This window comes from Paenibacillus sp. GM1FR (genome assembly GCF_002803315.1).
In the GTDB taxonomy this organism is placed as follows: domain Bacteria; phylum Bacillota; class Bacilli; order Paenibacillales; family Paenibacillaceae; genus Paenibacillus; species Paenibacillus amylolyticus.
The window spans coordinates 25,070-49,846 of the sequence record NZ_MKZL01000015.1; the positions used below are offsets into that span (position 1 = coordinate 25,070).

The following is a 24,777-nucleotide window of genomic DNA, read 5'->3' on the forward strand; positions in this document are numbered from 1 at the left end:
ATGATCCAATTAACAAACCGCCAGGCACGGCAATTTCTATTGCTGAAGCATGGACTCTTGGGCGAATATAAATTTAGTGAAAAGCAGGGTGTATTGGACTTTGCTCGGCAGGTCAGTTGCATTCAATACGACCCCATCGATGTTTGTGGAAAAAACGCCGAATTGGTGCTACAGTCGCGAATCAAGGGATTTACCAAGGGAATGCTTACCGAGTTGCTGTATGAGGATAGAAGCCTTGTCGATTATCCCGACAAGAACCTAGCCATTATCTCTGTCGAGGACTGGCCGTATTTTGAGCGATACAGGCAAGCCGCAAGGCAACATGCCGAACGTTATCCCGAAATGGAAGCGTTGACTACCCAAGTACGGGCTCATATCCAAAAGCACGGTGCACTAAGTTCGGATGATTTAAAATTGGATGGGGATTTCTCATGGCAATCGGCCATCCACTGGAGCGGTGGAAACAATTCATCTCGATCGGTGTTGGAACAGATGTATTCGACGGGTGAGTTGATTATCCATCATAAAAAAGGAACGCGTAAATATTACGATATGGCCAAGAAGTACATACAACCAAATCTGCTGAATGCATCAGAGCCGCTGGAGGATGAGCTTGAGCATCATAAGTGGCGGGTACTGCGTCGAATCGGCTCTGTTGGTCTCTTATGGAATCGTGCGTCAGATGCATGGCTGAATATATGGGGGCTGAAAGCAGCACAGCGCACCGAGGTTTTTCGCCAGCTATTACACGAATATCGCATTGTTGCTGTTGCTGTGGAACAAATGAAGGATATGCTGTACTGCCTCGCGGAGGATTTACCGCTTATTGAAGCCGTTCTGAGAAATCAGGAGCAGAAATTGCTGTGAGCTTATTGCCCCGCTGGATAATTTCATATGGGACAGAAAACTGATCAACACATTGTTTGGCTTCGATTACACCTGGGAGATTTACACGCCTGCAATCAAACGAAAATTCGGCTATTATGTGCTGCCTCTATTATATGGAGAAAGCTTCATTGGACGGGCCGAGATAATCGTGGAGCGAAAAACTGGAACGCTCGTTCTTAAAAATATCTGGTACGAGAACGGTGTGAAGCAAACAATGCAATTGCGAACAGCCTTGAACAGTTGTTTCCAAAAGTTTGCGGTATTCAACGGGTGTAAGACGATTTCGGCAGAGTCTATAAACTGATATTTGCCTGTATTTGTATATAGGTAATGAATTTGGATACCGTTCTGAATCGACATCCTCACCAACCATAAATTAAAAGAGGTCATTCCGCTAACGGATAGCGTTAGTTTAACAAACAGGCCGCAATTAGTACATTTATCACCCATAAAAGAACTCTCCAGACTAGGAGGGTTCTTGCATTTTTATCCATATGTTTGTGGGTGGTGTCAGTTACGCTGGTATTGCTTCTAAGAGTAGGTGGTTTGTTCTAGCACGAAGAATGACCATAATTAATTTTGTATGCTTATATTACCTTTATTTGTTATACTCACTGAAGAATAAGAAATACCCCTAATGTTTCCTGTTACAATTTGTAGTTTTATAGATTCAACATATCAACCCTAATACATAAGCTAACTAATATAGTGCGGGCAGTGGTAAGGTAATGCGAAATGAAATATGAAGCGTATACATTCAACTGTTTCCACTCAAGCTTGAAAGGATCATTATTGTGCTAAAAATAATTAATTTTCTTCTTTTCTTGCTGATCATTTGGGTAGTCATCTTTTATCCTTTTCGTTTTGCTTGGTTTGAAGGTTTGAAACAAATTCCTGCAGATCTTCATGGTGTTTATTTACTTTTCTTGTTCTTTGGATATCTGATCTGTTCATCGGCTATGGGACTTATGGTAGGCAAGATGTTTTTTAAACGAAAAGAACAGTGAGTGTGTAGGTAGGAAGTAGGGAGCTTGGAGAATGGACAAAGGTATTTTAATCAATCAATTCTTAGAACTTTTTCCTGAATTCCACGATTGTTATATAGAACATTTGGATTTATATCAAGAGTTTCTAGGACATGTGTTTTTTGGTGATGAAGTGGCTACTTATGTTGAAGGATTGCTTCGTGAAAATGATGATACAGAACAAATTGAGAAGTTTTTCAATTTTTTTGAATGGATGGCAACTCAAACGAGCCTTTATATTGTACAAGTGTTATCTACTACAATCTTGTATGATCTAGGCGGGCATACAGATATTTTCCAAAAAGCTCAATGTTATATGAAGTTACATACTAAAAGACTTTCTCAAGAAATAGAAGATTTACACTCAGGAAAATATTTTTCATAGAATACTCTGCTGGAGATCAGGTATTCAAGAGTTTATATCGTTGGTTTTATAATATCATTCAAAGTCGCTAAAGCAGCGGCTTTTTTTGTTTATTCATGTAATTGCCTATCTCAAAGGTTGAGGGGAAAGAACTTATTCCAATGATCAATTAGATAATTATGCATCACTTTTGCTTTCGATACGCCACCATTCGCATCAACCAGTGGGGTGGAAGCAATGAAGGAGTTTGCTACATAATAGCCTTACGCTGATAAATAAACGGAAAGTGCTATCCAGAGAAGAACCACTCCTTTGCCGGAGTGGCTTCTTTGGATCATACGGAATAAGTGAATTTAGTAGACAGTTATATAACCCGAAAATAGTTCGATTACCGACAGGTAATCCATCTCCAATCGTTAGACTACCGCCGACATTAGATAATCGCCGTGCTTCACTTCCTGCTCGGTAGTTTTTAACACGTCCAAGTAGTTGGCAGAGTTGGTGACGATGACTGAGGTGGCAGTGATGTAACCCGCTGTCCGGATTTGCTCCGCGTCAAACTCTACAAGCAGTTGCCCGCAAGAAACCCGATCGCCCTCTTTAACTTTTTTCTCAAAAAATTGTCCTTTTAGCTTTACCGTATTCACTCCAATATGGATCAGAAGCTCCATGCCACTGTCCGTGGTCAGACCGAGCGCATGACCGGTAGGGAATACGGTGGTTACGACACCATTGATTGGCGATACCAAAATTCCATCAGTGGGTTCAATGACAAGCCCCTGTCCCATGGCACCTGAAGAGAAGGCGGGATCGGGCAAATCTTCAAGTAGCTGAACACTGCCTTTAAGCGGACTCACAATGATTTCCTTGTTTAACCGAGATTCACTTGGCTCAATCGCTTGTTTTTCCTGTCCAGAAGTTTCAATCTGCGGCTCCTCAACAGTAGCCTCAAGATCCTTGAATCCAAGCAGCAACGTGAGTAGAAAAGCCAGGACAAAAGATACGGAAACACCGATCACAACCGAGGCGAACCCCGTTGTCACGTAAGTAGGAAAAGCGAGCAGGCTGGGAAGTGAGTAAGCGACTGCCCGACCACCCCCGACTCCGATAATTGCGCCCCCGATCGCTGCGGAAATACATGCGTAAATGAACGGTTTTTTCAATCGTAAAGTAACTCCGTAAATGCCTGGTTCCGTAATTCCGAAAATCGCAGTAATCGTAGCAGATCCGGAAAGGGTTTTAAGCTGTGAATTGCGGGTTTTCAGCATAACGGCGAGCAAAGCACCGGCTTGAGCCAGCACGGCTGCGGTCAACATCGGGCGCATTAAATCATAGCCTATTGTCGCCAGATTATTAAGTGTAATTGGAAGAAAAGCCCAGTGGAGTCCAAAGATAACAATGACCTGCCAGAAACCACCAGTGACTGCTCCTGCCAACATTGGGCTGAATTGCATGAGTGAGGTAAAACCGCTAGCTAACCCCTGACTAACACTGTTGCCGATCGGTCCAAAAGCAAGAATGGTAAGCGGGACGACAATTAGAAGCGACAGCATCGGCACAAGAATATTGCGGATAGACTGGTGAATAATCGAGTTGAACCATTTTTCTATATGAGATTGAACCCACACCGCCAGAAGGATTGGAAACACGGTGGAAGTGTACATCACAAGCACAATGGGGATGCCTAAGAAATCATAAGTTTGACCGCTATTAAACGCAGCGGAAATGGTCGGAAAGACCAGGGCTCCTGCAATAGCCAAGGATACGTTCATATTAGCTTTGAATTTCCTTGCGGCAGTAACTGCCAAAAATATGGGCAAAAAGGTGAATACACTGCTTGATGCCGCGTTTAAAATTAGATAAGTTCCTGAGGTGTCATCTAGCCAGCCGAGCGCCACAGACAAAACAACCAGACCTTTGAGCAATCCAGCTCCAGCTAGCGCACTGAGCAGCGGGGAAAAAACACTGGAAATAAGATCTACGGTTTTTCCGAATATTCCTGTTTTTTCTGCATTCTCTTTAGTATCCGTTTTGCTGCCGCCATCTTGAAGGTTGGTGTGCTCCATGATTCCTTCATAAACTTTGGACACGTTGTTGCCGATGACGACTTGAAATTGACCGCCGCTTTTCACAACGGTGATGACTCCAGCTGTATTTTTCAACGCCTGTTCATTCGCTTTTGTATGATCTTTCAGGGTGAATCTAAGCCTGGTTGCACAGTGATATACATCATTCACATTAGATTCACCTCCAACAAGTTCAATAACACGTATGGACAGTTCTTTGTCTTTATTACTCATAGCATATTGCCTCCTTCATGATGGGTAATTGATCTCAGGTTGTGAGCTGTTCGTTCCTGATGTGCCGGCTTACATCGTTTCACTTCCAAAAAGCAGCAAAACCTGAACTCGTGGCAAAATAAAAAGAAAAATCATTTTGCCATCAGTCCAGGTTTTGCCTGCTTTACCAGTCACAATCCTTTATCCTAATGTGTTGTATATGAAGTTTTAGCTTGAAAGAAATAGGGCTATAAAGTGCTTCGTTCAGTAAGCCGCTGGATATGAATGGTTAAGTAAACGAATTCATCTTTGTTTAAGGACTGTACATACGTTTTTTCTAAGTACTCGTTGATCTTGCAAGTGCAAGAAAAGGCTCTGACATAAGTCTTTTTCACCTGCTGATATAAAAAATCTTCGCCGCTTTGGTGAATCTCGTGGCGCAATAAGCGCATGGCGAAATATTGAAGGTGTGTTAAGAAACGCGAATAATTTAAGCTCGATTCATCAAGAACGGTGCCGTAATGGTACGTGACGATTTTCAAAATCTCGTTGACAATTTCAGTCATCTTTATCGTCAATTTCATTTCCGTGCCGTCAAGTCGGGCATTGACGACATGTAAGGCGATAAACCCAGCCTCATCTTCCCCGAGCGAAACTCCAATCATGTCGCTGATTAACTGCAAAGCATCCAATCCGATACTGAATTCCGTTTTATAGAAACGTTTAATTTCGAACAACATGGCATTTTTAATCTCCATACCTTTGTTCTTACGTTGGATGGCAAAACTAATATGGTCGGTTAACGACAGATAAATATTGTCGCTGAGTTCAGTACCAAGGACATGGTTGGCGTGTTTTACGATCTCGTTCACAACTTCGAAATGAACGGCGGGTAATTCATGTATCAGTTCAGCCATTTTTACAGCAAATGCATGCTCGGCTAAATGGAAGATTTTATCGATCTTGTGTTCATCGACCTCATCACCTGCACTTTTTTGGAAGGAGATGCCTTTACCCATAACGATGACTTCCTTCCCCTTTGTATTGCGGGTCAGCAGAAGGTTATTGTTTAATACTTTTTCAATAATCATGTGCATCGGCTCCTTGTTTTCTGCAATATGCATAAAAAAAACCTAAGATAGTTCAAACGCCGCCAATTGGTTAACGGCATTCAAACTTTCTTAGGTATTGCCCGAATCAACGGTCACAATCCTTATTTGAGGTAACTATAGCACAAGTGATAAAGCGGTTTCAAGTTACAAATTAATCCCATTTAATTCCATTAAAAAAGTTCTTGACATGTAATGCATTACACAAGATAGAGTCCAAATTGAGAACACAATAGAACAAGGAGGACTTCAAAATGAAAAAGGGATTAAAAATTGTGACGATTGGCGGCGGATCGAGTTACACCCCAGAATTGATCGAAGGTTTTATCAAACGGCATCATGAACTTCCAATACGTGAATTGTGGCTTGTAGATATTGAAGCAGGAAGAGAGAAACTTGAAATTGTAGGAGCCATGGCTAAACGGATGGTAAAAGCGGCGGGAATCGACTGTGATATTCACTTGACGCTTAATCGAAGAGAAGCGTTGGCCGATGCCGATTTTGTCACCACCCAATTCCGGGTCGGCCTTTTGGAAGCTCGTATTAAGGACGAAACGATTCCGATTAGCCATGGGATGATTGGTCAGGAAACCAACGGAGCAGGTGGGATGTTCAAAGCATTCCGTACCATTCCGGTCGTTCTTGGAATTGTTGAGGACATGAAGGAACTTTGCCCAGATGCTTGGTTAATCAATTTCACGAACCCTGCGGGAATGGTAACGGAAGCTGTGCTCCAATATGGTAAATGGGAGAAGGTCATTGGTTTGTGCAATGTTCCGATTATTTCCTCCAAGAATGAAGCTGCTGTTCTGGAAAAAAATGAAGAGGAACTGTTCTTCAAATTTGCCGGTATTAATCACCTTCACTGGCACAAAATTTATGACCGAGATGGTAAAGAGCTAACTAAACAGGCCATCGAAAAGCTCTACGGTCCTGATGCCGAGCCAGAAAAAATGGTAGAAAATATAAAAAGTATGCGTTTCTTGTATGAGCAAATTCTCCAACTGGGTATGCTGCCTTGTCCTTATCACCGGTACTATTACATGACCGACAGCATGCTTGAAGAGGAAGTAGAAGCGGTCAATGGCGAAGGAACTCGCGGGCAGGTTGTGAAACGCCTGGAGGAAAGTTTGTTTGAACTTTATAAAGATCCTAACCTGAATTACAAGCCTAAGGAATTGGAAAAACGCGGAGGTGCTTATTACAGCGACGCAGCTTGTGAAGTTATTAATTCCGTATATAACAACAAGGGAACGCATATGGTAGTCAACACACAGAACCGCGGAGCAATTAGCGATCTACCATATAACAGTGCCATCGAAGTTACAAGTATCATTACAGCCCATGGTGCAGAGCCTGTTCACTTTGGCGCATTCCCGTCCGCACAAAAAGGGCTATTGCAGGTGATGAAGGCAATGGAGGAACTGACGATCGAAGCAGCGGTCACAGGAGATTATGCAACCGCTCTACAAGCATTCACACTTAATCCGCTCGTTACCAGCGGTGACATTGCTAAGGTAGTTTTAGATGAAATGTTGGAAGCGCATAAAGAACATCTTCCGCAATTTCACAAATAATTTATTTAGAGATTGAAGTCATTCAGGCCTGTCCCTCATATAGGGACAGGCCTGAATGTTGTTCGTTCATGAAGTTTAACGGGATGGAAGAGAAAAGAACTCATGATCTCAAATGGGCTCTTTTCTTCGTTTAAAAGGATGGATGTTGTTTTATGTAGATTTTCGTTCAATCAGTCTAAACTGAAGAGGATGAAGATTGGATGCCGAATTTTCCAGCATACTCATAATAATATTAAAGGCATTCTCTGCTTGTTTATCCACGGGGTAATGGATCGTTGTCAGATCCAGCAGGTGAGCGCTGTCTGTATTATCAAATCCCATGATTCCCACATCATCCGGAACCGAAAACCCCGAGCGTTGAATCTCCGTTAAAATACCTGCTGCTACCTCATCAGTCGAACAGGAAATGGCATCCGGCTTGTCCGTTTGTTCTATCCACCATCGCGCTATTTCCTCACCATCATGAATGGTGACTTTATTATGAAATTGCGGAAAGCCAGTGTTCTTCAACCCATGCTTCTGTACAAAATCCTCATAAGCTCTTATTCGCTCCAAGGTATTCTGTCCTTTGGACGAATACACGTTCAAAATTTTACGATAACCTCTGGCATACAGATATTCGAGACCCAGCGTATAACCTTGATATTGGTCCATAAATACGGACGGTATGGTGTCGCTGGTAAGACGCTGCCATGTTACAATTGGCCCATATTTCGTAAAGGATTCGATGATATCCCACTCAATCGTCCGTACCAGACAAAGAAGGGCATCCACCTGTTTACTGCGTAACATTTCAAGCGCTACAAGCTCCTTATCACGATCTCCGTCTGTCATAAAAAGCATAATGTTGAATCCGTATTTTTGGGATATCATGTGGAATGAACGGACAAGTGACATCAAAAGGGGATTGTAAGTAACACCCATAACACCGATGACTTTTGTCGCTCCATTTTTTAAGGACTTTGCATTTGAATTAGGGACATAATCCAATTGCTCAATGATGTTCAAGACTTTTTCTCTTGTTAAATCGCTTACATAAGGATGTCGATTAATTACCCTTGAAACGGTTGCTGTAGAAACGCCTGCAAGACGTGCAATCTCTTGAATATTTGCCATCTGATCCACCTCATCATAAGGATAGCACGATTTTAATTGTTTACAAGGTAGAGGCCATCATCTCGATATGTGACCAGATAATGGCATGTTAGATGTTGAGAACAAAAACTTAAATCCTCACAAAGTGACACGTATTTTTCATATACCTTCTACGTTGGTTGACAAACCAAAACCACGTTTGTTAGAAGCTCACCTTTAACAAACGTGGTCGAGACGGCGGCTAGATAAGACGCTAAGAGCTTGAGTTTGTCCTTTCCGCCAGTTTAGTAATCAACTCGATATCTTGTTCGGTTAATTGTTCAAAAAAATGTTTGCGTATTGCCTTGGAGAGGTAAGGACGGGCATCATCTAACATTGATTTTCCAGAAGAAGTGATACTGACTTGTACTCCACGATCGTTGTCTAATGGTTTCTTCATCACGAGTCCACGTTTTTCCATACGCTTCAGATGATGAGATAATCGACTTTTATCCCAGTCCATAGAGTCGGCTAATTCCTGTTGGCGAAGGCTACCATCCCCAAAAAGGACTAATCGGTCCAATACTCCAAAATCACCCTCCGACAATCCTGAGTGATCGGCCATATCTTTGACGATACGACCGAAGATGGTCTGAAAGGAACCTTTCCACATATGCCATATTCGCATTTCTTCTTCGTTAAGTTCATTTTTATCCATAGGAGCATAATAACATGGTTGACGCGTCAACTTCAATGTGCTAAATTTGATCCAAGGTTGACGCGTCAACTTAGTTCATATGGACCCACCAATCACAAAAAAAGGAGATTATAACTATGCAAGATAAACCTGTCGCTCTGGTCACCGGGGCTAATAAAGGTATCGGCCTTCAAATTGCGAAGAATCTCACGAAACAAGGATTCACCGTGCTCGTTGGATCTCGCAGCCTCGAGAATGGAGAAACTGCCTCAAAAAGCATCGGTTCAGATTCACACGCTCTCCAGCTCGACGTTACAGATGAAAACTCCATCGCTGCTGCTGCTGAACGTATTCGGAACGAATTTGGTCGTCTCGATGTACTCGTGAACAATGCGGGGATCTCGCACGCAGGCAGATCGGGTGAATCATTTCCGAACGGTGGCGCAGCGAGTGGTCTTTTGACCGTTGCTTCGCTTGAAGATATTCGTACAGTTTATGAGACTAATGTTTTTGGAGTTATTGCTGTTACGCAGGCGATGTTGCCACTTTTGCGGGAGGCCCCGGCAGCACGTATCGTCAACATAGGCAGTACCGGCGGCTCCCTTAGCTGGAACTCTATTCCCGAAAACTCGCATCGTGCGATGTTTGGTGCCTATTCGGCATCAAAATCAGCTGTTCATGCGGTGACACTTGCCTTTGCATTTGCGCTTGAATCAACAAACATCAAGGTCAATGCGGCATGTCCAGGCTTCACATCGACTGCGCTTAATAATTTTGCTGGTACTCGTAGTGTTGAACAAGGGGCTCGTGAAGCGGTCCGGCTGGCGATGATTGGAGCGGATGGCCCAACAGGAACATTCTCAGATGAGGATGGACCCATTGCTTGGTGATCATAGTTATACAATGAGGGTGAGTAACTTAAGGAGGATTTCATGATGCGCGTTTTCGTAACAGGAGCAACAGGCTACATCGGTTCCGCTGTCACCAGCGAACTTATTGAAAGGGGGCATCAGGTCATCGGTCTCGTGCGTTCAGACAGTAGTGCTGCGAAACTAAAAGAGTCCGGGGCCGAAGTACACCGCGGTGACATCAACGATCTTGACAGCCTCCGTAGTGGTGCAGCTGCTGCGGATGGCGTCATTCATCTGGCATTCCATCACGACTTTTCGAACTTCGCTGGAGCACTCACAACAGATCTGCATGCCGTAGAAGCGATGGGGGCGGCACTTGAAGGATCTGGCAAGCCGTTTGTAATCACCACACATGTGAATGGAGTGGCAACGGAGAACATAGTGTTAGCGCTGGCAGGGCGTGGAGTGCGTACATCGATTGTAGAGCTTTGTCCATCGGTACACGGTGAGGGTGACACAGGATTTGTTCCGAGCCTGATCAATATTGCCAAGATTAAGGGCTTCTCAGCCTATGTGGGAGAGGGGAACAACCGCTGGCCGGCTGTGCATCGCCTTGATGCCGCGCATCTATATTGTCTGGCGTTAGAAAAGGCACCCGCTGGTTCACGACTAGATGGGGTCGCAGATGAAGGAGTGCCATTTTGCGACATCGCGAGTGCTATTGGTGAGCAGCTGAATGTACCTGTAGTCAGCATTTCACGCGAAGAGGCAGATGCCCATTTTGGCTTTCTCAGCACACTCGCAGCGCTCGATATCCCGAGATCAAGCGTTGCAACACAGGAACTTATGGGATGGCGGCCAGTGCAACCTTCACTGATTCCCGACCTTAAACAGTCTCATTACTTCAACAACTGATTGGAATTTTCACGCCTTTTTTTAAAAAATAACAACTATTTATAGAAGCCACTCCATTCATCAGGGGTGGCTTCTTCTTTTGCTAATGTATTCTTAAGACATGGGAAAAATAGGTTCTTGAATTTCTTTCCCGATATACAGCCGAATCCGAGATTGTGATAGGCTGTATCTACAAAAGTATTACACATTCTAAATGGAAGGGGATGATTTATCTGGATCAGGAACTTGCGACCACGATTGCTATCGAATTTAAGAACAATCAGAAGGTGTTGAATGCGATCGGAGACGAGACTCGGCAAGCCATCCTCATAGCCTTGATTCAAGGGCCGCAAAAACCCGGTATGCGCGTAGGAGAGATCAGGATGAAAACTCACCTTTCCCGACCGACCGTATCACATCATCTGAAAATATTGAAAGAATCACAGATTATAAGTGTTCGTAAAGAAGGAACTCTCAACTATTACAGACTAGACTCCGGTAGCAAGTTGAAATTGTTGAAAAACCTGGTGAACGAGATAGAAAAGTTGCTAACGCAATGTGAAGAACAAGCATCGGAACAACAATTAGAAAAAACGGGGAGGGGGAGTTGCGAATGAATCAGACAGTCGCAGCGGCAAACGGAGTGGACATTCCTCAACTCGGGTTCGGCCTATATAAGATCAAAGACGGGGGGACCTTCGAAAGGACTGTCGAGGAGGCTATTCGAATGGGTTATCGCCATTTCGATACGGCCAAAATTTACGGAAATGAAGCGGTGTTAGGTCGGGTCATCCAAAACAGCGGCATTCCCAGGGAGGAGTTCTTCATTACCTCCAAGGTATGGACGACAGACCTGGGGTACCGTGCGACGAAAAAGGCGTTCGAGAAGACTTGCCAGAAGCTGAATGTGACATATCTGGATATGTATTTGATTCATTTTGCAGGTCCTCAATACGTGAATGCCTGGAAGGCGATGGAAGAGTTATACGACGCAGGTAAAATCAAAGTTATAGGTGTAGCCAATTTCGAGATCCGGCATCTGGAGCATCTAAAGAAACATTCCCGGATTTCGCCGATGGTAAATCAGATCGAGACCCATCCGGAATTTCCGCAACACGAATTGCATGATTATATGGTTCGACATCGGATTCTGCATGAGGCTTGGGGACCGTTGGGGCAGGGAAGCAAAGCGCTGCTGGAGCATCCGGAGCTGGTGGCAATTGCCCTTTGCCATCAGAAGTCGGTTGCGCAAGTCATTTTGCGCTGGCATCTGCAACGCGGAATTATTGTCATCCCCAAATCAACGAATCCTCAACGGATAAAAGAGAACAAAGAAACATTCGACTTTGAGTTGAATGAGAGGGAAATGGAACAAATACGACGGTTGGACACGGGTAAGAGATATTCCGTAAGTCCAAATGGCTACATGGTCAACCCGATTTATATCAATTTGCTGAAGTTATTTATTCGTTCTCATTGATGGATCATATTTCTGCGGTACTGATAGGGCGTAACTCCGTATTCGACTTTGAACAACTGGATAAAATATTGATTTTTTCGGTAACCAACCATCTGCGCTATATCGGCTACACGGAGTTCCGAATCTTGAAGCAATTGAGAAGCCTTCTCCAACCTCTTCCTGGAAATGTAGTTTGATACATTTTCTCCTGTCTCCTGTTTAAACAGTTTGGAAAAGTAGACGGGATGGAGATGTGCAACTTTCCCCAGTTCGTCCAGGCTAAGGCCATGTGACAGATGGTCTTCGATATACGTTTGTACTTTGTCAACGATGGTTTGAATGGACATCTGTTTGTTGTTTCTGATCCGACTGACCCGATCCATGAGAGTTGAGGATAGTTCATCAGGATAACGTAACTGGTTGAATATCCACTCCACGGTTTCAGAGGGATCGCGATCCTTATCCGTCAGATATACATATAGAATGGTCTCCATGAGAAAGATTGTTTTTTGCTTATGGAGATGGATTTGATCATATTTTTTAATGATATTTCCCGCCGACTCCCAATCACCGCATGACGGAGAATGGTTGAATATGCCATTGAAGTCTTCTAAGTGTACGTCTTCATTAAGAAAGAACCTGTAGAACATCTGCCGGGTCACGTTTCGATCAGTCAATGAAAAGGGAGGAGACGCGATCGATTGCTCCAGTTTGATGGTCAGTTCTGCAGCAGCTTCTTCCGGAACCAGACCGTACAGTCCCGTTCCCGCAGTCCACACGAGACGATCCAATTTGTCTCCGACAGCGTGTTTTATAACATCCTCATGTTCCTGTGTAAAACCCTCCAGCTTGAAGCAGCACATACGACGACGCCCTAAAAATTCAGTATAAGCATCACATTGCTTCCTTAATGTCTCGTTTTGACCAAGCAGCGAAAGCAGATACGCCAATCCATCGAAGTTCTCCCATGCAACCGATTGAGCGGGCCGTGTCTTTGTAATATTGTTGATGGCTTTGGACATGGCTTTCTCCACATCATCTTTGTCGACAGGTTTGAGCAAGTAGTCGAGCGCACCTAAACGGATTCCTTGTTGCGCATATTCGAACTCGGAGTAGCCGGAAAGGATGATCACTTTGGTTGGCAAGTTATGTTGGTGGATATGTTGAAGCAGATCAATACCGGAAACTTCAGGCATTCGGATGTCAGTAATCAGAATATCGATGTGGTTTTGAGTCAACATATCTCGGGCTTCAATCGAATTGGTCATCGTCTCGATCTGATCAATGCCAAAGGTGTTCCAATCGAGCAAGTGCTTCATATACTCAACGACATAATGCCCATCATCCACAATTAATAATCGCATTAGTTATCTCCTTTCACCACGGGAATGCTGATGAGCAGCAGGACGGACAAGCCGCCCCAATCATTAGTAGTAAAATGTAACCCGCTACGTTCGCCGTACGTATTTTTCAGACGTTGATTTACATTCCAGAGCCCTACGCCTTTAATTCCTTCAGGCGGGGTATCACTCTCAAGCCGGGCCTCCAGGCTACGGATATCATCCAGTGAAAGACCTTTGCCATCATCGGAGACCTTGATCGTTATCGCAACCTCCGTCTGTTTTACTTCAATCGTCACCCGATGGGCACCTTGTTGTCCTTCAATGCCATGTTGAATCGCATTTTCAACCACTGGCTGGATGATCAGCGGCATGAGGGGAAGGGAGGACAGTTCCGGCGGCAGATTAATGCTGTACTCCATTTTTTTGCTAAGAGCCATAATGATCAGGAAATGTTCCGCAAACTGAAGCTCGCTTTCCAGCGTGACTTCATGCCGGTCCAACTTCATTAAATAACGATAATATTCAGCTAGATGTTTGCTCATGCGCATGACAGAATCAGGTGAAAATTGAGCCACCGACATGATGAAAAACAAACTGTTGTACAAAAAATGAGGATTGATCTGAGCCTGGAGTTGTTGAAGTTCGGCACTTCGTCTTAGTTCCGTTTCAGTCTTCAAGGATACAAACAGATCCTGGATCTCGGTAACCATATGATTAAAACTTCTGAACAGGCTGTAAAACTCTCTATCCGTATTTTCGGTTATACGTGTATTATGATTGCCTTGTTCGACCTGTGAAAACTTCCGCTCCAACAAACGAATATTACGGTAATAGTTTCGGTAAAACGTAAAGATCACAACCAGGCCAAGTGTGAAAACGGCTAAAATGCTGGCAAAAAAAACTTTACGGTTGCGGTCAATCGGTTGCAGAAAATCATTCGTCTGTGTATATGTAATCAGGTAGGCGTCGATTGATTCAATATATCGGGAAAGAACATAGTAATCGTCCGACTTGGTGTGATAATCATATTTCAAAGTGATCTCCGGCTGTGGAGAAAGCATATCAGTAACCGCTTTCAATAAATCGTTGTCGACTTCTTTCTCACTCCATAACTGATGGGAATTAAACCAAAAAAAAGCGTTTGAGCTGTCGTTATTCACAGCCTTTTTCAGCAGACTTTTCAAATAATCGGTATTCAGCTTTACACCAACGACGTACTGAGTCGGTTCATTTTGTCCTGATTTCTGGATGTAAGGGTAGAGGGCAAAATAATACAAGCTATTGCCGACGATTTGCCATCCCCGTTGATGAACATCCTTGAACGGAAGTCTCGCCTCCGGCGTACTGTTGGTGGACAGAAACGTTTCTTCAGACTTCCAGTAAATGCCGATCGATTCAATCGATCGACTGGAGAGGAGTGTTTGCCGCAAGCCATCAACGATATCGTTTTTCTTCATTTGGGAATCATAATTGCTCAGCTCCATAACATGCCTCTGATAAAATCGGACATCACTGTCTGCCGCATACTGAACCCCGTACATGTTAGCTTCGTATATAATCCCGTCCAGAATGCCTTTCACATAATCAAGCTGGTTTTTGGAAGCGCCAATCAGATTTTCTTCAAGTGTCTTGGAGCTCAACCGATTCATCACGAAAAACAAACTTAACGTCAGCAGCAGAAAAAAAACAAAGAAATAGATGAATCGCTTCATATACATTTTTTTGATCATATATGTTTCCTTTCATATCGTTAAACGCAGAAGTTTAAAATCCATATCGAATTAACTTTAATATAAGCCAAACCTTCAAAAAGCGGAAGGGTAGCAACGGCGATAAATGAAAGCGGTTTTAAAGTGCTTCAGGGTGGGGTGATGATCTTGAAATTTTGGCATTTTGGAGTGAAAGCGCTTTTGTTAAGCTTAACTGCAAGGATCGCTTTCGAAGAACCATCATAGAGGAGGTATGCAACATTAACGAGATTGTGCCCGCCAGATCCGCGAAAAAAACAAAAACAAAGCTTTCCCAGCGGACTTCATTCAAAAAGGAAATTAAGAAAAGCTGGCCTTTGTACGTACTGTGTATTCCCGCATTTGTGTTTGTCTGCATCTTTTCTTATGGCCCGATGGTGGGTTTGCTCATGGCATTTCAGGACTACAAACCATGGCTGGGCATCACAGGTTCACGGTGGATCGGGTTAGATAATTTCGAACGAATTTTCCAGTACAAAGAAGCCACACAAGCGATCGTGAATACGTTAATTATCGCCGTTTCTAAAATTATCGTTGGTATTATCGTTCCAATCGTCATGGCTATCCTGCTGAGTGAGATCCGAAATATGGGCATTAAGAAAAGTGTACAGACACTGGTGTATCTGCCGCATTTCTTGTCCTGGGTTACTGTGGCAGGGTTGATGATTGACATTCTGGGATTAGACGGAGGAATCAATCACATCTTGACACGTATTTTCGGGAACGATCCCATTTACTTCTTGGGAGATCCTGATCTGTTTCGATTCACGGTTGTGATCAGCGATGTGTGGAAGAGTTTTGGCTTTGGCATGATTGTTTATCTGGCGACCATTGCGGGAATTAATCCTTCTTATTACGAAGCGGCCGAGATTGATGGTGCCACACGCCGGCAGCAAATTCGATACGTCACCTTGCCTAGCATGTTGCCTATGATTATCGTCATTTCTACGCTGAGTCTGGGCAATATTCTGGACGCGGGCTTTGATCAGGTCTTCAATCTGTACAATCCGCTTGTCTACAGTACGGGAGATATCATTGACACCTATGTCTACCGTTCATCCTTGTTAAACGGGCAATACGGCTTCGGGACCGCTGTAGGACTGTTCAAATCGGGGATTAGCTTGATCTTGATCGTTGTCTCTTACAGGCTCGCCTATAAATACGCCAATTACAAAATATTCTAACAAGGAGGGAGAGGGATCATGTACCATAAAACGACAGGTTATAGAGTATTCTCCTATTTTAATTACGCGTTCATGATACTGGCTGGTCTGGCGTGTTTCCTACCACTGCTTCATTTGTTGGCGCAATCTCTAAGCAGCAAAGCGGCCATTAGCGGTAATATGGTTTCATTTTGGCCGGTGGGGTTCAACGTGGATGCCTATGTAAAAACGTTCAACAATTCTAATTTCAACGGTGCCATGCTGACATCCATCACTCGAACCATATTGGGTACAACCATCAGCATGTTTATCCTTACCTGTGCAGGATATGCCTTGTCCAAGGAATTCCGAGGACGCAATGTGCTCATGTGGTTTTTTATCTTTACCATGCTCTTCTCGGGGGGATTGATACCTTCTTACATATTGATCACAGCCCTTGGATTAAAGGATACCATCTGGGCGCTTGTGTTACCGGGCGCTTTCGGTGCTTATAATTTGATTCTTCTCGTCAATTTTTTCAAAACGATTCCCAAAGCCCTGGAAGAAGCAGCTTTCATTGACGGAGCGTCCTTTTTCGTAATTCTCAGCAAAATATATTTACCATTATCTCTGCCTGGCATCGCGACCGTATCCTTGTTCATTATGGTGGGGCACTGGAACTCCTGGTTTGACGGGATATTGTACATGTCGGATGCAAGTAAGTATCCGTTGGCTTCGTTCTTACAGACGGTCGTTGTGCAGAGCAATATGCAAAATATGGCGATGAGCCAGTCCGAGGTGGCAGCCATGTCTGAACAGAGCATCAAGGCAGCGCAAATTTTTGTGAGCACGCTACCGATCATTTTGGTCTATCCTTTTTTACAACGATATTTCGTGAAGGGAATTGTACTAGGAGCCGTCAAAGAATAATTAGGATGACGAAAAATTGGATCACTATATATGTTCAACTAAAATTTACACGATAACAGCGATCGGAAGGTTGTTCTGTCATCGGAGTGCCAGTGTAAATAGGCAATTAGTTGAACTTATATAGAAAACAAATTGAGTATGAGTGAAGGGGGCATGTTTCCATGAAGAAAAGAACCGATTTATGGAAAATGGTAAGTATGGTTATGCTGTCGGCTGTTCTTGTGGCTGGCTGTAGCAAAGGGGAGAGTGCTTCCGAGACCGCACCGGCATCGGTGCTTAAAGACGGAAAATATGATCCACCGTTTACAATCACCATCGCCAAACAACAGGATGAAAATGCTGGAAAGTACATCAACGGTGAGACGTTGAATGACAATGTATTGACTCGCTGGGGCGAACAAAACCTGGGTATCAAAATCCAAACCACCCTGCTGGGAGGTGATGCTTCACAATATAATACCAAGCTGCGGCTGGCGTTGACGGGTTCCGAGAAACTACCAGACGTTCTGCCTGTCTATGATACCATGCTGGTCAATGATCTGATCGAGTCGGGGCAGGTCAAGGAGATTACAGAAGACATCTCAACCTACATGCCTGACCGGATAAAAGAAATATACAAACAATACCCAACCACCTTCAATCCAGTGGTTAGGGAGGGTAAGGTCTACGGAATGGCGATCGCGCCGAATTTGACGGAAGGCGAAGTCATGTTGATCCGCCAGGACTGGTTGGACAGATTGAATTTGAAAGCGCCAACAACGATTGATGAGTTTGAACAAGTCATCACGGCGTTCACTAATGAGGACCCGGATGGGAACGGCAAGAAAGACACATACGGCTTTACTTTTTCAGGTAAAGATTCCTACAATACGGGCTGGGTCAGCGATCCGGTCATGATATTCAGCGCATACACGGGCAAACATCTTCCAAGGCAATGGCATAACGACAACGGCAAACTCACCTATGGATCTGTGGCTTCTGGCAACAAAGAGGCACTTGCCAAGTTACGCGATTGGTATGCAGAAGGGTACTTGAACAAAGAATTGGCCACCCAAGGGGCCTGGGATGCTCTGTCCGATTTTACGGAGGGGAAAGCTGGTATCATCATTGGTCGTCCTTGGCTGTACGACAGTGTGAAGGATGTAGAGAAAAATGTGGATGGTGCAAAAATTAGTGCTTATCCGACCATTCAAGGTGTGAACGGTGATAAGACCTATCAATCCGCCCAATTGAACGATGGTGTGTTCATGTTTAACAAGGATTTTCAGAACATGGAAGCCTTCTTCTTGTACTACGATAAAATGTACGATGCGGCGTTCAGCACCGGGGATTTCAAGTACGGGTACGCTCAAGGATACGATTACGATATCGTTAACGATGAAGTCACTTTTGATCCAACGAAATTCAATACACCATTAGAGGCTGTACAAGGCGTTGGAAAAATGGCATTTACCAAAAATACACCGAGTGTTGATGGTCCCGGCCAATCCTACTACGATCTGGCGAATGGAGTTAAAGCCGACACGGGTGTCCTCATTCAGAGCGCCTCGAAGGATCAAACAACACAGGATGGATATCGGATTTCGTATGAAAACAGAGATGTTTTACTGCCAAATGAGTTTAACGGTCCACCAACGCCAACGATGCAAAATGTGTGGGAACAGTTGACGACCATGGAACAAGAGACGTTCACCAAAATCATATATGGCAATGAGCCACTTGAAGCATTTGATACCTTTGTGAAACAGTGGCATGAAAAAGGCGGAGACACCGTGATCGAAGAAGTTAACGAATGGTACAACCAAGCCAGCGAGACAGATGTAATGACACTAATGAATTTGAAATAAAGTCTAGTTTCACCTGGATCAGCCTTCCCGCAACAGGAAGGTTGGTCTTCTAAAAAAGGAGATGATGAGACATGATCAAAGGTAAATCGTGGATGGCTATCGTCATTGCATTGATGTTGTTAACAGTTCATTTAACGTCCTCAGCTCAAACCGTTCACGCTGCTGGTGAAGAGACCAAGATCGCTGCAACACTGTTTGTATTGAAGAACGAATCCGAAGTATCCAATGCCAAAATTCATTGGGCTCCTGTCCAGGGAGCGACTGCATACGAGTTGTATAGATCCGAGAACGATGAACCCTATCAGTTATTACAGACCTTAACCGGTACAACGACGGATGATTATGACCTCAACATAGGTAGTTCGTACAAATATCAAGTGAAGGCATATGGCGGAACTTCCTTGTTAACCTCCGCTGTCTCGCCAGAATATACCCCTTACAGCCTTCCAGAGAACCTCACAACTTTTGATAATACAACGCAATCAACGCTTATGCTCCCCAATGAACTTAAAGTTGGAGACACCTACTATAGATTCAATTTCGCGCAAAAGTCATCAGGCGGTTTTGGCGAAATGATTCAACAGACATCAACAGATGACATCTCCTACGGTAACGACAAAGTGGTCCTGTCCTACACGGATCATCCCGATCTGGCCAACTCTAAATTTGAAGGGATCAATATCCTCTACCATGCGCCCACGAACAAATTTGTTTTTTGGGCTCACTATGAGAACAGTACAGACTACACACTTGCCAGAGTATCGGTGGCTTCGGCCACGCCTGGAGAAGACTTTACCTTTCACAAAAGCTTTCGACCGGAAGGGAACCAATCCCGGGATATCTCCATTTTCAAAGATGATGATGATTCGGCGTATCTGATCTCTACGGCCAATAATAATTCGGACACCATCTTATATAAGTTAACCCCCGATTGGTTGGATGTGGATCATCAAGTTTCTGTTATTTATCAAAATCAACACAGGGAACTACCCAAGATGATCAAAAAAGATGGCATTTATTATTTGTTCTCTTCCCAAGCGGCAGGTTGGTATCCGAGTATACCCTTGTATTCATCAGCAACAAGCATAGACGGAGATTGGTCTGAATTGCGGACGATTGGCAACACGTCAACCTTCTCGGCGCAGTCGGGTTCCGTCATGCGGGTGAAGCCAGATACGGGCAACAACGTGGTTATGGTTGCGTATCGCTGGATGTTCGGCTGGGCAGGTACGCAAAATGGAACAACAGAGGAACGACTGCTTCCCGTTTGGTTCTCTGATGGTTACGCATTTTATGATTATTTTGATCAAGTCCTTTATAACACAAGCGATGATGTTGTCGTTCCCGTTCAGAATGGAAAACTGCTGTCACAAGGTAAACCGGCAACAGCCCAAACGGTTACTGGAACAAATCCGGCAAGTTATGCTAATGATGGAAACTATCAAACCGAATGGGTAGGCACAGGCAGTTCCTGGCCACATTGGTGGAAGGTCGACCTCGGCTCTGTTCAGCAATTGAATAATGTGCAAATCTCTTGGTGGATGCAAAAAGGCTCCGAAGGTTTTTACAAATACAAAATCGAGACCAGTACGGATAATGTAAACTGGACCGTGGCATTGGATCGAACCAATAATACATCTTACGGTTTCACATCAGATACGCTATCGAGCACTGCTGCCAGGTATGTACGAATTAATATGCAAAATGCGGCACTTCATAACAATCCCAACAATTGGTACACGCCAAGACTATGGGAAGTGAAGGTATTTGGATCGGACACCAATTAATGTTGTTCTTAAAAGAAGAGAGGTAACGGTGTGAATAATCAATTAACCAATGGTGGCATCTGGAATGATTCAAGCGGTCAGCCGATCCATGCCCATGGTGGACATATGTTATTCCATGACGATTATTATTACTGGTATGGCGAAGATCGGAGGGACGATATATATGTTAGTTGTTATCGTTCCAAAGATCTATTCAACTGGGAGTTTCGAAACCATATCTTGACCACCTCTACACCAGCTGCACCCATTCGAGTTCGGACAAATCTGGCATTAGTGAACGATAAAGGTGGAAAAGTAAATCTCGAACGGCCTAAAGTGCTTTTCAACGCGGTGACCAAAAAGTTTGTACTCTGGGCTCACTATGAGAATGGTAACAATTACAACGATGCCGCATGCGCCATTGCCACATCGGATTCTCCGGATAGTCATTTCGTGTATCATGGCAGCTTTAATCCGTACGGGTATATGTCGCGTGACTGCACGCTCTTTCAGGATGATGACGGGACAGCGTATTTTATTTCAGCTGCCAGAGACAATGCGGACCTGCACATCTATCGTCTGCAGGAGGATTGCCTTAATGTCGAAAGTCTTGTCGGAAAGCTGTGGCAGGGGGAGTATCGGGAGGCGCCAGCTGTCTTCAAGCGGAACGGGAAGTATTATATGGTGACCTCATTTTGCACAGGTTGGGCTCCCAATCAAGGGAAACACGCGATGGCTAATACGATGGATGGACCATGGGGGATGCTAAGCGATTTTGGCGATGAAACGACGTACCAAACGCAACCAGCATTTGTGCTGAAGCGATCAGAAGAGGAGTACCTGTACTTTTCGGATCGCTGGAACGGATCGGATTATTTTCAATCTAGCTATGTGGTACTGCCCATTGAATTCAATGGGGACATTCCGATTCTGAATGATTATTCCACGTTATCTTTGCGAGAAGACGCACATCTGATTCATTTTGAACGATAATTTGAACGATAAAACGACTGATGAGAAAAGACTTTGATCCTACTGAGATTGCAGGTTCAAAGTCTTTTTGAATGAATTTTATAATTTCAAATCCAACGAATAACGATCGCGAAGTACTGATAAATGGTGGAGCTCATGCCCAGCCATAACAAATGCAATCGATCGAGCTGAAGCAGTGTTATCACTGACGATCCCTCTACAGAGCCATGCTTCCGGGGTGAGGCGACGAAGCATAAGAATGGTTGAGCGGCGTGTGACGGCATATTCTTCGCTCAAATCGGCCAGGGTATACGCATTAAAAGGGTGGGTCTGCATAAGCACGTCCTGATCGTAGCCGGGATGATTCGCTTGGTCACCTCTGGCGATGCGAAGCAATCGGCTACTCATGATGCGTTCGTTATCCAAAAGGTGACCGATGACCTCTTTCACGCTCCATTTGCCTTCGGCGTACCGATAATTTGCTTGCTCCTCTGTCAATGAAGTGAGCAAAGTTGGTACGATGTTGGCTTGCAGCTCTAAGCGTTCGATGATGTTCCCTTCAGGAACAAGCTGGATGTACCCTTCATAATAAGCTGCATATTCCTCTGTAGTTGGTCTTTCAACCATGGTAATACCTCCTTTGGGATTCGTAGATCTGGAATATATTGTAGCATAAATCTTACTTCCAGCATTAAAATTGGCCCTTCCGATTGATGTGTGGAAGGGCTTCTTCATGTGATTTGATTTGAACAGTTTATAGCGTTTGGGTGTACCACTTCTAATCCGTACGTCGTATCCTTTTATTTTGAACAAATCTCTCTAAAACCTCAAAATCCTCCGTCACTTTTTTGAAAGGCAACGTGTCCAACACCTGTTCCCGGTAACTCTTTTTAGCCGTTGCGCTGAGACGGGAGTCAAGTATGCTGAGTATGCCAAGGTCCGTTTCACTGCGGATCAAGCGTCCAGTTCCTTGCCGTAATCGAAGAAGCATGTCCGGTACAAACACCTCCATGAACGGATTCTCTGTTACAGATGCCTTATATTCATAAACAGGATCCGATGGAACAGGGAAGGGCAGCCGGAAAATAATGACCTGTGACAGGTCAGACCCCTCGATATTCACACCTTCCCAGAATACACCAGTACCCAGGAGGACACCTTTGCTTTTCCTGAAATCAGCGATGACACTGTCCTGTGATGATCCCTCTTTTTGAACATGGACTGCCCATGTGTATTCATTAGCCTTTGAGATCAACTTTTTGTGAATGTACTTCATGTCCTCTTTTGCTGAAAAAAGGACGATTGTTCTTCCTTGAGTTAGATTACAGAGTTGAACCAATTCCTTATAAGCTGCTTCAAGATAGATTTCCCGCTGGTCATGTTGGTAATAGGGAACTTTGTTCGAAATATACATCATGGCATGGTTGGTGTAGTCAAAAGGGGAGGGTTGGCGCTCTAGGAAATCTCCCTTATAACCGAGGGAGTCCGTCATATAAGAATATTGTTCCTCCAGCGTATCCCCGCCTTGGCACAGCGTTGCTGATGTTAGGATTACAGGTACCTTGCCATTAAATAAAGCGTATTTCAGAAATTGGCTTATATCTTTGGAACAGATGCTGATCGTGGCTACTCCCAGGGGACTGCTTGCCCATAAGAGATAGTTGTCCTCTATTTCAGATAAGACACGAATGAGGGTAATAAGCCCGTTGATGGCTTCAAAAGCGTCATCGATCTCCCGCTCGTGGCGTGAGGTCAAAATGGAAAGTCGCAGACTGAGATCTTTTAAATCGTTTAAGACTTGGTTTAACGGTATTCCTTTGATTTCCGACACTTTGATTCGGTCGTTATCCTGCTTGGCATGGTGGAGCAGATCCGCGTTTACCTGTTTGAAGACGCGCTCAGCGCAGTTTTTGATGAACTTGGATTGTGAGAAGAGACTTTTATCCCCGGACTGCTTCGTTAGAAGCTGCACCGTGTTATCCAGAATGCGGCAGATTCCCCGATAAGTGAACTCGAGTGTTCTGGCATCCCGAACTTTTGCTTCCAGATTATGCGCTTCATCAATGACGATCAGAGCAGGCTGTTCTGAGATGATGCTCTTGGTTCCTTCTTTTTTCTTCATCAAATCTCGTATGAGCAAGTCCTGGTTTACGATAATAAGATCAATCTCGTGAGCTTTTGCATTTAATTTCGCTCTCATATCGTAAAACAAACATGCAGTTTTGTGATGACAACGTTCAAATTTGCAATCATTCACGGAAACGTGGGACCATTCGGCATCACTAACTCCAGCTTTGATATCGGCTCTTTCATCAATTTCATAATCTAATATGCGCTGTGCGAGGGTAGATACGGAGGAGTTTGCATCATCAAGATTGATCCATTCCGCTGCTCTACTTCGGCAGGCATACTGCCCCATGCCTTTTCCCACCACGGAGCGAACCGTTGAGAATCCCAACCGGCTACCAATAATCCTTAAATCTTTATGTATCTGTTCCGAGAGCTGAATGGAGGATGTCGCTATAATGACTGGTTTCTGAGACATTTGATTCGTGAGCAGACTTGGGATCAGGTACGCAAAAGACTTACCGATTCCGACACCAGCTTCAATCATGGCATTATGCCCATGGATATAAGCATCGGCGATATCGAGAGACATTTCTTGCTGTCCAATTCGCTCTCTAAACCCAATTCGGGGGAACCGGTCATATATTCGGAAGATGGCGTTAACCAAAGAACGTTCGATTTCCTTGTCCGGTTCCTGTTTATTCATTTTATAAAGTTCATTTAACCAATTCATAACGATCGCCTC

General features: G+C 44.1%; 21 protein-coding genes. 13 read left to right on the forward strand and 8 right to left on the reverse strand.

The genetic code is table 11. The annotated features are described in order from the left end of the window. From PAEAM_RS13305 to PAEAM_RS13315, 3 genes are all read left to right on the forward strand, one after another. On the forward strand, nt 1-867 hold the full coding sequence (locus PAEAM_RS13305) for a DNA glycosylase AlkZ-like family protein (protein ID WP_279303089.1): 867 nt from the start codon (nt 1-3) through the stop codon (nt 865-867). Nucleotides 868-919: 52 nt separating this feature from the next. After that, complete coding sequence (locus tag PAEAM_RS32485; RefSeq protein WP_279303090.1) at nt 920-1,192, forward strand: DNA glycosylase AlkZ-like family protein; 273 nt, start codon at nt 920-922, stop codon at nt 1,190-1,192. Nucleotides 1,193-1,926: 734 nt separating this feature from the next. After that, the gene (locus PAEAM_RS13315; protein WP_076210695.1) at nt 1,927-2,298 is read left to right on the forward strand and encodes a DUF7674 family protein; all 372 of its coding nucleotides are present in this window, start codon (nt 1,927-1,929) and stop codon (nt 2,296-2,298) included. A 395-nt stretch (nt 2,299-2,693) separates the two neighbouring features. Here the strand turns inward: PAEAM_RS13315 and PAEAM_RS13320 are convergent, their stop codons facing one another. After that, nucleotides 2,694-4,577: a beta-glucoside-specific PTS transporter subunit IIABC gene (locus PAEAM_RS13320; RefSeq protein WP_100527858.1), complete on the reverse strand. Its 1,884-nt coding sequence runs from the start codon at nt 4,575-4,577 to the stop codon at nt 2,694-2,696. 227 nt (nt 4,578-4,804) lie between these two features. Next, nucleotides 4,805-5,647, reverse strand: coding sequence for a BglG family transcription antiterminator LicT (gene licT, locus PAEAM_RS13325; RefSeq protein ID WP_036671246.1), 843 nt, complete (start codon nt 5,645-5,647; stop codon nt 4,805-4,807). 272 nt (nt 5,648-5,919) lie between these two features. Between licT and PAEAM_RS13330 the strand changes: the two genes are divergently transcribed. Beyond that, nucleotides 5,920-7,242, forward strand: a complete 1,323-nt coding sequence (locus tag PAEAM_RS13330) for a 6-phospho-beta-glucosidase (RefSeq protein ID WP_076253107.1) — start codon at nt 5,920-5,922, stop codon at nt 7,240-7,242. A 150-nt stretch (nt 7,243-7,392) separates the two neighbouring features. Here PAEAM_RS13330 and PAEAM_RS13335 read toward each other — a convergent pair whose 3' ends face one another. Both PAEAM_RS13335 and PAEAM_RS13340 read right to left on the reverse strand, forming a co-directional pair. Beyond that, complete coding sequence (locus tag PAEAM_RS13335; RefSeq protein ID WP_100527859.1) at nt 7,393-8,358, reverse strand: LacI family DNA-binding transcriptional regulator; 966 nt, start codon at nt 8,356-8,358, stop codon at nt 7,393-7,395. Nucleotides 8,359-8,590: 232 nt separating this feature from the next. Beyond that, nucleotides 8,591-9,034 (reverse strand): MarR family winged helix-turn-helix transcriptional regulator, encoded by a 444-nt coding sequence (locus tag PAEAM_RS13340; RefSeq protein WP_076253214.1) that lies wholly within the window; start codon nt 9,032-9,034, stop codon nt 8,591-8,593. A 116-nt stretch (nt 9,035-9,150) separates the two neighbouring features. Here PAEAM_RS13340 and PAEAM_RS13345 point away from each other — a divergent pair, with 116 nt between their 5' ends. The 4 genes from PAEAM_RS13345 to PAEAM_RS13360 all read left to right on the forward strand — a co-directional run bounded on the left by PAEAM_RS13345 (nt 9,151) and on the right by PAEAM_RS13360 (nt 12,238). Next, nucleotides 9,151-9,903 (forward strand): SDR family NAD(P)-dependent oxidoreductase, encoded by a 753-nt coding sequence (locus PAEAM_RS13345; protein ID WP_100527860.1) that lies wholly within the window; start codon nt 9,151-9,153, stop codon nt 9,901-9,903. Nucleotides 9,904-9,948: 45 nt separating this feature from the next. Continuing rightward, nucleotides 9,949-10,779, forward strand: a complete 831-nt coding sequence (locus PAEAM_RS13350) for an SDR family oxidoreductase (protein ID WP_100527861.1) — start codon at nt 9,949-9,951, stop codon at nt 10,777-10,779. Nucleotides 10,780-10,982: 203 nt separating this feature from the next. Then, entirely contained in the window at nt 10,983-11,375 is a 393-nt protein-coding gene (locus PAEAM_RS13355) for an ArsR/SmtB family transcription factor (RefSeq protein WP_100527862.1), read from the forward strand. After that, a complete protein-coding gene (locus PAEAM_RS13360) occupies nt 11,372-12,238 on the forward strand; it encodes an aldo/keto reductase (RefSeq protein WP_100527863.1) in 867 nt (288 codons plus the stop codon). Before PAEAM_RS13355 ends, PAEAM_RS13360 begins: the two co-directional genes overlap by 4 nt. Here PAEAM_RS13360 and PAEAM_RS13365 read toward each other — a convergent pair. Then, nucleotides 12,232-13,581, reverse strand: coding sequence for a response regulator (locus tag PAEAM_RS13365; RefSeq protein WP_100527864.1), 1,350 nt, complete (start codon nt 13,579-13,581; stop codon nt 12,232-12,234). The two genes, PAEAM_RS13360 and PAEAM_RS13365, sit on opposite strands and share 7 nt — an antisense overlap. Further along, nucleotides 13,581-15,209: a sensor histidine kinase gene (locus PAEAM_RS13370; RefSeq protein ID WP_243391349.1), complete on the reverse strand. Its 1,629-nt coding sequence runs from the start codon at nt 15,207-15,209 to the stop codon at nt 13,581-13,583. Before PAEAM_RS13370 ends, PAEAM_RS13365 begins: the two co-directional genes overlap by 1 nt. Nucleotides 15,210-15,607: 398 nt before the next feature. Between PAEAM_RS13370 and PAEAM_RS13375 the strand changes: the two genes are divergently transcribed. From PAEAM_RS13375 to PAEAM_RS13395, 5 genes are all read left to right on the forward strand, one after another. Continuing rightward, nucleotides 15,608-16,492, forward strand: coding sequence for an ABC transporter permease (locus tag PAEAM_RS13375; protein ID WP_036616097.1), 885 nt, complete (start codon nt 15,608-15,610; stop codon nt 16,490-16,492). An 18-nt stretch (nt 16,493-16,510) separates the two neighbouring features. Further along, nucleotides 16,511-17,380 carry a carbohydrate ABC transporter permease gene (locus PAEAM_RS13380; protein WP_100527866.1) on the forward strand — a complete coding sequence of 290 codons (870 nt, stop codon included), beginning with the start codon at nt 16,511-16,513 and terminating at the stop codon, nt 17,378-17,380. Nucleotides 17,381-17,541: 161 nt separating this feature from the next. Continuing rightward, nucleotides 17,542-19,227, forward strand: coding sequence for a type 2 periplasmic-binding domain-containing protein (locus PAEAM_RS13385; protein ID WP_100527867.1), 1,686 nt, complete (start codon nt 17,542-17,544; stop codon nt 19,225-19,227). Nucleotides 19,228-19,298: 71 nt separating this feature from the next. After that, nucleotides 19,299-21,014 (forward strand): discoidin domain-containing protein, encoded by a 1,716-nt coding sequence (locus PAEAM_RS13390; protein WP_100527868.1) that lies wholly within the window; start codon nt 19,299-19,301, stop codon nt 21,012-21,014. 30 nt (nt 21,015-21,044) lie between these two features. Continuing rightward, nucleotides 21,045-21,986: a family 43 glycosylhydrolase gene (locus PAEAM_RS13395; RefSeq protein ID WP_100527869.1), complete on the forward strand. Its 942-nt coding sequence runs from the start codon at nt 21,045-21,047 to the stop codon at nt 21,984-21,986. Between the two features lie 78 nt (nt 21,987-22,064). Here PAEAM_RS13395 and PAEAM_RS13400 read toward each other — a convergent pair whose 3' ends face one another. Both PAEAM_RS13400 and PAEAM_RS13405 read right to left on the reverse strand, forming a co-directional pair. After that, nucleotides 22,065-22,592, reverse strand: a complete 528-nt coding sequence (locus PAEAM_RS13400) for a DinB family protein (RefSeq protein WP_100527870.1) — start codon at nt 22,590-22,592, stop codon at nt 22,065-22,067. A gap of 151 nt (nt 22,593-22,743) precedes the next feature. Beyond that, the gene (locus tag PAEAM_RS13405; RefSeq protein WP_243391350.1) at nt 22,744-24,738 is read right to left on the reverse strand and encodes an ATP-dependent DNA helicase; all 1,995 of its coding nucleotides are present in this window, start codon (nt 24,736-24,738) and stop codon (nt 22,744-22,746) included. Between the last annotated feature and the right edge of the window lie 39 nt (nt 24,739-24,777).